We start from the raw sequence: 11,761 nt of genomic DNA on the forward strand, positions 1-11,761 counted from the left end.
CGTCTGTTGCAACAGCTGTGGCGTGCCGCAGGCGCGCTGCAACAGGTCCTGCTCACCTTCCCCGGAAAACCGGCCTTTCCCGCCATTCGCGACTTGGCACGGCACTTGCTGTGCCTTGATCGACTGGAATCGGAGGAAAGCCAAGTCGAACAATCGGGCATCGCTGCCCGGCTGAACCATGCGGGATGACCGGGGAGACCTAGTTTCTCCAGTAATCCCGCGAGCGGGATCGCGCCAGGACAAGCGCTGGCCCTTAGCGAACAATCATCGGCAATTCGGAGGAAAGACACCATGCTCGACGACAGCCCACAGACCAAGATCGACAGCATTCTCGGCAAGCTGGAAAAGGTACTTGCCGGCGGCGACATAGACGCTGCCGTGAACCTGTTTCAGGCGGACTGCTATTGGCGCGACCTCGTGACGTTCACCTGGAATCTCAAGACCATGGAAGGCCACGACCAGGTCCGCGACATGCTGAAGAGCCAGCTGGCTTCGATCAAGCCAGACCGGTTCCGCCAGGACGACAAGGAACTGGCCAGCCAGAATGATGGCATCACCGACGGCTGGTTCGAGTTCGAGACTGCGGTTGCGCGGGGCTATGGCCACATCAGGCTCAAGAACGGCCTGATATGGACGCTACTGACTACAATGAGCGAGTTGAAGGGCCACGAGGAGCCGAAGGGCTCGTTGCGCCCGATGGGCGCCGAGCACGGCAGCGATGCCGGCCGCCGGACGTGGAAGGAAAAGCGCGAGGCGGAAGCCGCCGAGCTCGGCTTCACTACCCAGCCCTACACCGTCATCATCGGCGGCGGCCAGGGCGGCATCGCACTCGGCGCACGGCTGCGGCAGCTCGGTGTGCCGACCATCATCATCGAAAAGAACGAGCGGCCCGGCGACAGCTGGCGCAAGCGCTACAAGTCGCTTTGCCTGCACGATCCGGTCTGGTACGACCACCTGCCCTATATCCCCTTTCCAGAGAACTGGCCGGTCTTTGCGCCAAAGGACAAGATCGGCGACTGGCTGGAAATGTACACGAAGGTCATGGAGCTCAACTACTGGGGCTCGACCACCTGCAAGTCCGCCAGATATGACGAGGCTGCCGGGGAATGGACCGTCGTGGTTGAGCGCGACCGCCAGGAGATCGTGCTCAAGCCCAAACAACTGGTGCTGGCCACAGGCATGTCCGGCAAGGCCAATGTCCCGAAATTCAAGGGCCAGGACATCTTCCAGGGCGAGCAGCAGCACTCCTCACAACACCCGGGGCCAGATGCCTACAAGGGCAAGAAGGTCGTTGTGGTCGGCTCCAACAACTCGGCGCATGACATCTGCGCCGCACTTTGGGAGGGCGGCGCGGACGTCACCATGCTGCAGCGCTCCTCGACCCACATCGTCAAGTCCGACTCGCTGATGGAGATCGGGCTCGGCGACCTCTATTCGGAGCGCGCTGTCGCTTCGGGCATGACGACGCGCAAGGCTGACCTGATCTTCGCCTCCCTGCCCTACCGCATCATGCACGAGTTCCAGGTGCCGATTTACAACAAGATCCGCGACAAGGACGCAGCCTTCTACCAGCGGCTGGAAGATGCAGGCTTCTTGCTCGACTTCGGCGATGACGAGTCAGGCCTGTTCATGAAGTATCTCCGGCGCGGCTCCGGCTACTACATCGACGTCGGCGCCTGCGACTTGGTCGCCGACGGCCGGATCAAGCTGGTCAGCGGCGTCGGCGTCGAGAAACTGACCGAAACCTCGATCGTGCTCGAAAACGGCCGCGAACTTGAGGCTGACCTCGTCGTCTATGCGACCGGCTACGGCTCGATGAACGGCTGGGCCGCAGACCTGATCAGCCAGGAAGTCGCTGACAAGGTCGGCAAATGCTGGGGGCTCGGCTCCAGCACGACCAAGGATCCCGGTCCTTGGGAAGGCGAGCAACGCAACATGTGGAAACCGACACAGCAGGAAGCGCTGTGGTTCCACGGCGGCAACCTTCACCAGTCCCGGCACTATTCGCAGTATCTCTCCCTGCAGATCAAGGCGCGCAAGGAAGGCATCGCCACTGAGGTCTACGGGCTGCAGGACGTCCATCACAAGTCCTGACGTCCAACCACTGCAGGCCGGCGAGCTTCTCCGCTTGCCGGCCTGCCTGCCTGTCTGTCTGGGTCTAAGGGCTAATTGACCAAAGCGCGGAAGCAGGCGACGACTGCGCGGGAACCGCAAGAAGGGGTGCAGACTACCGTCGGAGGAGAGGATGAGAGGCACCGCAATCGTCGAGCATGCCGACAAGGTCCAGGCGGCGTTGAAGTCGAGCGACGCTGCGCGCTCGGCTCTTGTCGCGTCATGGCAGCGTTCGTCGCAGCACCGTCTCGACCCGACGCACCGAAGCCCGCCAGAGCGGCTGACCCAGGCCGAGCTGTCGCTGGCCCGGCTGCGCATCGAGCCGCTGATATCAGCAGCCCAGGCCAGCCTCGACCGGCTCTATCTCGCCGTCGGCGGGGTCGGGTGCTGCGTGCTCCTGGCCGACCGCGACGGTGTGCCGGTCGAGCGCCGCGGAGCGGTCGCCGATGACGAGACCTTTCATGACTGGGGCCTGTGGACAGGTACCGTCTGGAGCGAGGAAAGCGAGGGTACCAACGCAATTGGCACCAGCCTGGTCGAGCAGCGGCCGCTGACCATCCATCGCGGCCAACACTTCCTGTCGCGCAACACGGCACTTTCCTGCACCACGGCCCCGATCTACGACCATCAGGGCAATGTCGCGGCGGCCCTTGATGTATCGTCCTGCCGGGCCGACCTGACCGAAGGTTTCGTCAACCTGATCGCGCTTGCCGTCGGCGACGCCGCCCGTCGCATCGAAGCCGAAAATTTCCGCCTCGCCTTCCCCCATGCCCGCATCATCCTGCCCCCTGAAGTCGAGCGCAGCCCGGGCGGTATGATCGCCGTCGATACCGATGACCTGGTCATCGGCGCGACCAGACAGGCGCGCCTGACCTATGGCATCACCAGGGAAAGGCTTGAGCGGCGGCTTCCCGTGGCCGACATTGTTGGCGGCCGCATGCATGCGGCAGAAGACCTCGACGAAGCCGAACGCGCGGCCCTTCACCGGGCGCTTGCCCGCGCCGACGGCAATGTCTCCGCCGCGGCCCAGCAGCTCGGCATTTCGCGCGCCACCCTGCACCGCAAGCTCAATCGCCTAGGCATGCGCCGCACACATTGACGTTGTCGCCCTGAACTGTCGCAGTTCTGCGACAGTTCAGGGCCGCGACCTCTCCTGCCCTGGCTGACACGGACGCGAAATTCTCCGACGCTCCTTCCGACGCGCTGCATCCTGCGGCGTTGCTTCTCGGGAGGAAGTTCATGAACAAGGTAGAGTTTTCGCGCACCGCCAAGGTGCCCTTCGCCAAGCGCTACGACAACTACATCGGCGGCCAGTGGGTGGCGCCGAAGTCGGGCCGCTATTTCGAGAACATCTCGCCGGTAACCGGCCGGCCGCTCGGCGAGATCGCCCGCTCCGACGCCGCCGACATCGAGGCAGCGCTCGACGCCGCCCATAAAGCCAAGGACGCCTGGGGCAGGACCAGCCCGGCCGCTCGCGCGCTGATGCTCAACCGCATCGCCGACCGTATGGAGGAAAATCTCGACCTGCTGGCGCTGGCCGAGACCTGGGACAACGGCAAGCCGATCCGCGAGACGACCGCCGCCGACGTCCCGCTGGCCATCGACCATTTCCGCTATTTCGCCGGCGTACTGCGCAGCCAGGAAGGCAGTCTGTCGCAGATCGACGACGACACTGTTGCCTACCATTTCCACGAACCGCTCGGCGTCGTCGGCCAGATCATCCCGTGGAACTTCCCATTGCTGATGGCCTGCTGGAAGCTGGCGCCGGCACTTGCCGCCGGCAATTGCGTGGTGCTGAAGCCGGCCGAGCAGACCCCCGCCTCCATCATGCTCTGGGTCGACCTGATTGGTGACCTGCTACCGGAAGGCGTATTGAACATCGTCAACGGCTTCGGCCTCGAAGCCGGCAAGCCGCTGGCATCGAGCCCGCGCATCGCCAAGATTGCCTTCACCGGCGAGACGACGACCGGCCGGCTGATTATGCAATATGCCAGCCAGAACCTGATCCCGGTGACGCTCGAGCTTGGCGGCAAGTCGCCGAACATCTTCTTCCAGGATGTCGCAGCCGAAGACGACGACTTCTTCGACAAGGCGATCGAAGGCTTCGTCATGTTCGCGCTCAACCAGGGCGAGGTTTGCACCTGCCCGAGCCGAGCCCTGGTGCATGAGAAGATCTATGACCGCTTCATGGAGCGGGCGCTGAAGCGTGTCGAGGCGATCGTTCAGGGCGACCCGCTCGACCCGGCGACCATGATCGGCGCGCAGGCGTCGTCCGAGCAGCTGGAAAAGATCCTGTCTTACATGGACATCGGCCGCCAGGAAGGTGCTGAGGTTCTGACCGGCGGCGAGCGCGCGCATCTGCCCGGCGATCTCGCCGGTGGCTATTACGTCAAGCCGACTGTGTTCAAGGGCCACAACAAGATGCGCATTTTCCAGGAGGAGATCTTCGGCCCTGTGGTCGCGGTCACCACCTTCAAGGACGACGACGAGGCGCTGTCGATCGCCAATGACACGCTCTACGGCCTCGGTGCCGGCATCTGGAGTCGCGAAGCCAACCGGCTCTACCGCTTCGGTCGCGCCATCCAGGCCGGTCGCGTGTGGACCAATTGCTATCATGCCTATCCGGCGCATGCGGCCTTCGGCGGCTACAAGCAGTCGGGCATCGGGCGCGAGACGCACAAGATGATGCTCGACCACTACCAACAGACCAAGAACATGCTGGTCAGCTACAGCCCGAAGAAGCTCGGATTCTTCTGATCGCCTCCCAAGGCTGAATCGGCGACGCGGCCTCAACAGTCGCGTCGCCCTGTTGTCACCGGGAGGAGCGGAATGTTCGACAAACCATCTTTGGGAAAGGTCTCGGCGACGGCAGACGCGGAAGCCCTCTTGGCTGAGATCATCGCCGACCACGGTCCAGTGCTGTTCCACCAGTCCGGCGGCTGCTGCGATGGCTCGTCGCCCATGTGCTACCCGCGCTCCGACTTCATCCTCGGCGACAACGATGTGCTGCTCGGAACAATTGGCGAAACGCCTGTTTACATCGGCGCCTCGCAATTCGAGGCCTGGAAACACACTGACCTCATCATCGACGTCGTTCCCGGCCGCGGCGGCATGTTCTCGCTCGACAATGGTCGGGAGAAGCGCTTCCTGACGCGGTCGAAAGTTTGCCCGTCGCCAAACTGAAATCGCATCCCATGCGCACCATGGCCCCAACCTCATTGACTAAGAGGTGGGCCAAAACCTGTGCTGATTAACGGCTTGAGCCGAGCTGTTTCCGCCGAAAGCGGCCGGGCGCCCGACCATACGCTTCGGTGCCTTCAGAGCAATTGCCGGCATGTCTGACAGGGCTCCAGTTGCGGCCGCAACCTTGTCATATGCCAAAAGGCCTGCGTTCAGTTCCCCAGCACTTTTACCGGCGTCACTGGCTTGGGACTTGGTCAACCCAATGCACAATCTTCATTCTCAATTGCTGTCCAACCCGCCTAGGCGACGCAACTGGGCATCCTGGCAGGCTGGTTGCAACCATTGGGCGGAGAGTGGCCATGTCCAGCCCAGTCCCTATAGCGAAGGCCCGCCGGGAGGGTTCGCGGCAGGCCTCACTGATGAAGCGGAGGGTGGTTCTGGACCTTCGCTACGGCACCGCCCAACGGTTCCTGCCGCCCTTTCAGCATCTGCGTCCACAGGCTATCCGGGCCTACTCACGTGACAACGCCGCTCGCGGCAAAATTTGTCGAGCCTACTGAGAAGCCGCTGAAGGCGGTCTTCAAGCGAGCAACTGTCTTCTTTTGGGCCGTATGTCACCGGCGAAAGCGTCTCGACACGCCTCGCAGTTATGGATACGCGGCGCGGCTTCGCAAGTTCGCGAACGCGCGCATCCACCTCCTTGTCTCCGGTGCTGACGGTCACCTTAATGCTCTCGTAAAAGGCGATGACTCGCTTGCATATCGCCTGTGGGCGGCGACAGGCGCTTTCTCGCCCTCTGCTTAAAGGTTGAATGCGACCACGAAGGGAACGCCGAACAACCGGGCCCAGGATGCAGCGTTGGCTTTCTGGATTGCGACAATTGAAGTGCCAGCCGTCCACCAGCCATTGCCGGCGGCGATGACAACTTCCGGCGAATACTGCATCGACTGCAGGATGGGCCAGAAGATGAGCTGCTCGTAGCAGATCAACACGGCAATCCTTCGACCTCCCAGCTCGGCCACAGGATTAGCAAAGAAGTGCGCCCGCGCTCCTCCGCCCTGATCCGTCCATGCAAGCCAAGGCTGCCACATCGAGACCGGAACCGGCATGCGCTCTCGATAAAGGACGTGAGCACGCTCGGCCGATATTGCGACCATCACATTGTCGTAGCCTTGCGCATCGACCATTGTCGCTCCAGCGACTACGGAAACATCGCTGCCATCCAGCCCTGCGCGCCAGAGCCGCTCTATAGTAGGGGTCCAGATGCCGAGCGCGCTTTCGGGAAGAATGATGACACGGCTTCCCTCGCGCGCTTTCAGCCGGACCCTTGCGATCAAGTCACTGTGGCGGTCGAGCGAGCCGTCCCGCCCCAAGCTTTGTCCCAGTTCGAGATCGACGCCCTTCCACCCATTCGGTGGGGCGGGATGCGTCCATGTAGCGGCGGACCAGAACCAGAACGCCCCCAGGGCGATGGCGGCAGCTGGCCAGAACCGCGATGTCATCATCGCGAGGCCAGCGGCCGCCCCAGAGAGGCCCCACCATCCCCACCCCGGAAACAGAACACCCGCCGCCGTCAACGGATGTGCCCACCCGATGATGCCGAAGGGCGGCAGCCCCATCAGCACCGCCGCCACCAGATAGCGCACCGACCTCGCACGTCCCCGCTGCCCAGTCCACACCGCCGCATGCACGCCAATGAAAGAGAACGAAGCGACGATCCAAAGTAACAGGCCGGGCCAGAGATCGGATGCATAGTAGGTGGCAACGCCTTGCGGTAGACCACGCGAGGCTGCGAGGAAATATCCTAGCGATACCTGAGCCGCATTTAGGCGAGACGGCGACCAGGCCCATAGCGCCGGAAAGGCAAAGGCGAGCGGCAAGGTCAGCAGATTGCCGCTCCATGCGACACCACCGACTAACACTGCAGCCACTATCAGCGTAACGCCACGCAAAACGTCAGGGATAGAAGGTGGTGATGATCGGACTGGCGCGGCCGAGGAGGCCGGCTGCGGGGATCGGCCCGAAGTATCGAGAGTCATATGAGTTCGCCATGGATGAGTGGAGGAAGAGGTAGCCGGGCGGCACGGTGCCCCCGCCAAAGGCGGTAATTGCCCTACCCTGGCCGTCCTTGTGACGGATGCGCGATGCAGCAAGCGGCCTGCCATCGATGATCACATCCTCGCCGATCCGGACGCGCTGGCCAGGAACGGCCACGATGGTCTTGAGCAGCGGCGCCAGGCCGCCGGGGCAAAGGCCGCGGCGTAGATAGCCACGATCGAACGCATCCTTGAACACCCCTGCGGCCGGAAGGCAGATGAAGACCACGTCTCCAATGGACACAGGGCGTTCCATCGCCTCGATGCGCCAGAGACCGATTGCCGCGCTCGAAGTCAGGTTGACCCTGTAGCCCCCTATCCAACCGATCATGGCAAGCGCTGCCGTGCCTACTGCGGCAATGCCGAGAACGGTTGTGATGCGCCTGCGCCTCATTGTTTCCACGCCATGCTCTGGCGCTGCGCCATCCGTAACTGCTCGGTCTGCTTCAATGTCTGCGTGGTACGCGCATAGGCAGCGATCTGTTGGGCCGCGCGCATCACCGGCCAGGCCTGACGCAGCTTCTCGCGCTCGAGAGGTCGAAGGCCCTCGGCGGCCTTGTCGAAGAGCGTGCCCGATGCCTCCCTGGCTGCGTTGGTAAGCAAGCTCCGCTCGCCGAACCGTTCGGTGACGGCGCGGTTGAAGTTGTCGATCTCAAGCTTCACCTCGCGGTTGTCGAGGATATGGGCGAGAGCAGCTGGAAGATCGTTGCGATCGATGGCCTCGCGGATCTTTTCAAGCGCCGACCTCGCATTCGGTGACAGCGCCGGGATGTCGATCGAAGCTCGATGACGCAGCGCCTGCTCCTCGGTCCCGATCCTTTCGGCAGCAACCTGGCGCAGCTTGAGATAACGCTCGATGTCGCGCTTCAGCGCCGGCACATTGACCTCGGCAACACGACGCGCCTCCTTGTCGGCTTTTGACGCGAGAAGGCCCGTCCGCCCCTTCAGTGCTCCGATCGATGCCGGCTCGCCGACCAGCCGATCGAGCGTCTGTCGCGCCGCCTTGGGGTCTGTGAGAAGCACATTGAAGTCCATCACCCGGAAGGCGGCCTCCGCATTGGCGAAGACGTAGCGAAAGCGCGTCGACATCTCCTCCCACAGCTTTGCCAGAGCCGGATCGGCCAGCAGCTTCTCCTCGACGACGTCGGCCAGCGATTGGGCAAACACCTTGGTGCCGGCGACCATCGGTTCGGCCTCTTTCCAGGTTTGTATTGAGGGGCGCTGGAACAGGCCGAGGCGCTCGGGGCTGGTACGTAATCGCTGCGCCAGATTGGCAAGCCTTTGCCTTTGGCGCAGCATCCAGTCGAGCCGGTCACGAACCAGCGTGCGGGCAACACGCGATATGCGCAGCCCACGGTTTTCGGCAAAGCGCAGTGCCTGCCGGTAGAGTGTGCCGCGCTCGTAATCGAGCGTGGTTTCCTTGGCATTCGTTCGCGACAGAATGTGATTGAGCCCTCCAACCTTGGCGAAGGAGCGCCGCCCGTAATAGAGCGCCATGTCCTCGCGGTGCCGGGTCATTGCGACATAGGCCAGATGCCGATCCACCGAGAGAGAGGCCAGCACCTTGACCCGGTCGACGGTCGCGCCTTGCGACTTGTGGATCGTGGTCGCATAGCCATGATCGATGTTGGGGTAGAAGCGTTGCTCGACTGTGACCAGCCGGCGATGTTCACCCTCGCCGATACCCGCAACGATCCTGTTTGGTGCGGCTTCGACGACACCGCCGATCATGCCGTTCTTCACCCCGAGCGAAGTCTCGTTTTTGAGGAAGACGATCTGGTCGTCAGCGTCGAACTGACGAAGACCGTCTTCGGTGCGGAAGGCATGTCCCTCGCCGACAATCCCGCGCTCGACGAGCTTGTCGCGCGCCAGGCGATTGAGCTCGCGCACGTCGCGGCGAAGATGCGCTAGGATCAGTGTTGTCTTCGTGGGATCGTAGTCGCTGTTCCAGTCGGCAATCAGGCTGGCGATCGCCTGTGCCTTGAGCTCTGACCCACATACCCTGCCGTGCTCGCCATAAGCCCCGAGCGCCTTTGCGACGCGGCCGCGCGCCAGGTCGAGCGAAGCGGCTCTCATCCACTCTTCGCGCTGGCGGTAGATGGTCTCGAGTTCAGCGTAGCCGATGCGGTCAACGATCGCCCGAAACGCAGCACCTGCTTCAATCGGCTGGAGTTGCTCGGGATCACCCACCAGCACAAGCTTTGCGCCGGCCATGGTTGCCGCTTCGACGACCAGTGCCATCTGCTTTGAGGCAACCATGCCGGCCTCGTCGACAACAAACACCGTGCTTTTGTCGAGCATGTCCCTGCCCTGTTTCCAGCGCAGCTCCCACGACGCCAGCGTGCGGCTGACGATGCCTGCTTCCTTCTCGAGCCCCTCCGCTGCCTTGCCGGCAAGGGCAGCACCGACAACACGATAACCGGCCAGTTCCCACGCCTCGCGTGCTGCCTTCATCATCGTGGTCTTGCCTGCCCCGGCGCGACCGACGACAGCTGCGATCCGCGCCTTGTCCACGACATGCTCAATGGCGACACGCTGTTCCTGCGACAGCTGCGAATGACGCGAAAGCACGCTGTCCAGCACTTCATCTCGAACGCCATGTGTTGTGCGCTGTGACAGCCACAGCGATTGCTTCGCCATCTTGGCTTCGATGCGGATCAGCTCGCGCGTCGTGTAGCGGGAATGGATCCTCGCTCCCGTCGCAAGGTCAATGCCCTCGCGCTCGATACGCAATGCCTCAGGGCTGTGCAGAATGCGCACCATCAGCTGCTGGAACGTGCCGGCATCGTCGACATAACGATGCAGGATCTTTGCGATGTCGCGTTCGTCGAAGACGCTTCTTTCCGACGAAACGATATCGAGCACGATCTCGGGCCGCTTCAGGATCCGGTTCGCATTCTCCTGGCGCCGTGCCTCGAGCAAATCGATCCGCTCGAGCGACATCTCATGGCCTTCACGCGCTGACTTGCGCTGGATCGCCTTGGCGCCGACCCCGATATGGGTGGTTGGGACGAGATCGATGCCGCGCTCGGCATAAGAGCGGCCATCAACGCGCAGGTCGATCCCGCCAAGTGCCAGATGCTGGTTCTGGATCTCGAACCAGGCATTGCGAAGGGCAGTGAAGTCGTCCATCCCGCCGGCCCAAAGCTCATAGACGATCTTGCCGGCGGCGTTACGCAAGACCTCGCCATTCTCACCGATGACAGCAACCTTCTTGGACCCAAACCCGTCCTCGGTCAGCGGCCGCAGTGTCATCATCAGATGGACATGCGGATTACCTGGCGCATCATGATAGACCCAGTCCGCAACCATGCCCTTGGCGAGGATGTGTCGTTCGACGAAATCGCGGACGAGGGCGATGTTCTGCTCTGCCTTAAGCTCCAGCGGCAAGGCAATGGTGATGTCTTTGGCAAGCTGGGCGTCCGAGCGTTTCTCAAACGCCTCGACCTTGTTCCAGAAGACTTCCGCAGCACCCGCCACCGAGCGGTCGGCAATCAGGCTGCGCAGCCATAGCGGTGCATCGGGCGGCACCAAAAACGCCTCATGGAGCAGCCCCTGCTTGCGTGTGTAATCGACCGAGCGCGCTTCGCGTTCGTACTCCATCTTCGCGCAATGGCGGTAGGCGGCAGACAGCACCGCGCTGCGGCCGTCACCGCGGCTGACAATGCTGACGGAAAAATGCGGGACGGCCACGGCAGAGATTGCTCCTGGATAGCGAACGGACACTCGGGCGTTCGTCAGGAGCGGCTGCTGGGCAGGCCGTTGAGCAAGGCGTCGCGTCAGCGACGTATAATTGCGCCCTTGGCCGCTTCTTTCGAACGGCGGGATCATCGTCGACAGTGTCGGCACAGCCGACTGCACAATAAACGGGGATGTGCTTCGCACCCTCCCCGTCGATCCTCGTCTGGCGTTTTGCTCAATCCAGAACAAGGGAAGAGGCTATCAGAATGAAAAGGCCGTCATCGAAGATCAGGGAAGAGATCGCCCGCCTGCAGGAGCAATTGAGACAAGCAGAAACGCGCGAGGCAGAGCGCATTGGCCGGATCGCACTCAGGGCCGGGCTTGGTGAGATCGAGACCGAAGAAGGCGAGTTGCTGGCGGGACTAGAGGAATTGGCCGGGAGGTTTCGCCAAGACAACGAAAGATCACACGGAAGAAAGGCGGCCAGCGCCATCAGGTCGGACCGCACGTCGGTCACGGCTGGCCCGGCTGCGGGCGGCAATGATGAGGCTTGAGCGCATGTCGCGAGTGCCCAGTTCGGAAGCCAGCAAGAAGGACATATGAGACAAGATCGAAATGGGCCGCCTTGGCCTGCTGCTCGATGCACGACGGCTGAACAAATACAAAACCGAGCGATCCAGGATCGAGAA

General features: G+C 62.6%; 9 protein-coding genes. 6 read left to right on the forward strand and 3 right to left on the reverse strand.

Going from position 1 to position 11,761, the window contains the following annotated elements; all coding sequences use genetic code 11:
- Positions 1-6: 6 nt before the first annotated feature.
- The 5 genes from J1C56_RS27785 to J1C56_RS27805 all read left to right on the forward strand — a co-directional run bounded on the left by J1C56_RS27785 (position 7) and on the right by J1C56_RS27805 (position 5,295).
- A complete protein-coding gene (locus tag J1C56_RS27785; RefSeq protein WP_214393226.1) occupies positions 7-189 on the forward strand; it encodes a hypothetical protein in 183 nt (60 codons plus the stop codon).
- A 102-nt stretch (positions 190-291) separates the two neighbouring features.
- Positions 292-2,094 (forward strand): NAD(P)/FAD-dependent oxidoreductase, encoded by a 1,803-nt coding sequence (locus tag J1C56_RS27790; protein ID WP_214393227.1) that lies wholly within the window; start codon positions 292-294, stop codon positions 2,092-2,094.
- Between the two features lie 151 nt (positions 2,095-2,245).
- The gene (locus J1C56_RS27795; RefSeq protein WP_214393228.1) at positions 2,246-3,211 is read left to right on the forward strand and encodes a helix-turn-helix domain-containing protein; all 966 of its coding nucleotides are present in this window, start codon (positions 2,246-2,248) and stop codon (positions 3,209-3,211) included.
- A gap of 140 nt (positions 3,212-3,351) precedes the next feature.
- Entirely contained in the window at positions 3,352-4,869 is a 1,518-nt protein-coding gene (gene adh, locus J1C56_RS27800; RefSeq protein WP_214393229.1) for an aldehyde dehydrogenase, read from the forward strand.
- Between the two features lie 72 nt (positions 4,870-4,941).
- A complete protein-coding gene (locus J1C56_RS27805) occupies positions 4,942-5,295 on the forward strand; it encodes a DUF779 domain-containing protein (protein ID WP_214393230.1) in 354 nt (117 codons plus the stop codon).
- Between the two features lie 800 nt (positions 5,296-6,095).
- Here the strand turns inward: J1C56_RS27805 and J1C56_RS27810 are convergent.
- From J1C56_RS27810 to traA, 3 genes are read right to left on the reverse strand one after another with little or no spacing between them, the layout of a single operon-like run.
- Positions 6,096-7,334 (reverse strand): conjugal transfer protein TraB, encoded by a 1,239-nt coding sequence (locus J1C56_RS27810; RefSeq protein ID WP_214393231.1) that lies wholly within the window; start codon positions 7,332-7,334, stop codon positions 6,096-6,098.
- On the reverse strand, positions 7,252-7,785 hold the full coding sequence (gene traF / locus J1C56_RS27815; RefSeq protein ID WP_214393232.1) for a conjugative transfer signal peptidase TraF: 534 nt from the start codon (positions 7,783-7,785) through the stop codon (positions 7,252-7,254). The genes J1C56_RS27810 and traF overlap by 83 nt, the downstream gene beginning before the upstream one ends.
- Complete coding sequence (gene traA, locus J1C56_RS27820) at positions 7,782-11,084, reverse strand: Ti-type conjugative transfer relaxase TraA (RefSeq protein ID WP_214393233.1); 3,303 nt, start codon at positions 11,082-11,084, stop codon at positions 7,782-7,784. Before traA ends, traF begins: the two co-directional genes overlap by 4 nt.
- A gap of 254 nt (positions 11,085-11,338) precedes the next feature.
- On the opposite strand from traA, the gene traC reads away from it, so the two are divergent.
- The gene (gene traC / locus J1C56_RS27825; RefSeq protein ID WP_214393315.1) at positions 11,339-11,626 is read left to right on the forward strand and encodes a conjugal transfer protein TraC; all 288 of its coding nucleotides are present in this window, start codon (positions 11,339-11,341) and stop codon (positions 11,624-11,626) included.
- Positions 11,627-11,761 lie beyond the last annotated feature (135 nt).

It is taken from the genome of Aminobacter anthyllidis (assembly GCF_018555685.1).
GTDB classification, from domain to species: Bacteria; Pseudomonadota; Alphaproteobacteria; order Rhizobiales; family Rhizobiaceae; genus Aminobacter; species Aminobacter anthyllidis.

What these genes read in the sequence shown, in the direction of transcription:
- J1C56_RS27805 (WP_214393230.1), top strand. Translation starts at nt 4,942, where the DNA reads ATGTTCGACAAACCATCTTTGGGAAAGGTCTCGGCGACGGCAGACGCG.
- traC (WP_214393315.1), top strand. Translation starts at nt 11,339, where the DNA reads ATGAAAAGGCCGTCATCGAAGATCAGGGAAGAGATCGCCCGCCTGCAG.
- adh (WP_214393229.1), top strand. Translation starts at nt 3,352, where the DNA reads ATGAACAAGGTAGAGTTTTCGCGCACCGCCAAGGTGCCCTTCGCCAAG.
- J1C56_RS27790 (WP_214393227.1), top strand. Translation starts at nt 292, where the DNA reads ATGCTCGACGACAGCCCACAGACCAAGATCGACAGCATTCTCGGCAAG.
- J1C56_RS27795 (WP_214393228.1), top strand. Translation starts at nt 2,246, where the DNA reads ATGAGAGGCACCGCAATCGTCGAGCATGCCGACAAGGTCCAGGCGGCG.
- J1C56_RS27810 (WP_214393231.1), bottom strand. Translation starts at nt 7,334, where the DNA reads ATGACTCTCGATACTTCGGGCCGATCCCCGCAGCCGGCCTCCTCGGCC.
- traF (WP_214393232.1), bottom strand. Translation starts at nt 7,785, where the DNA reads ATGAGGCGCAGGCGCATCACAACCGTTCTCGGCATTGCCGCAGTAGGC.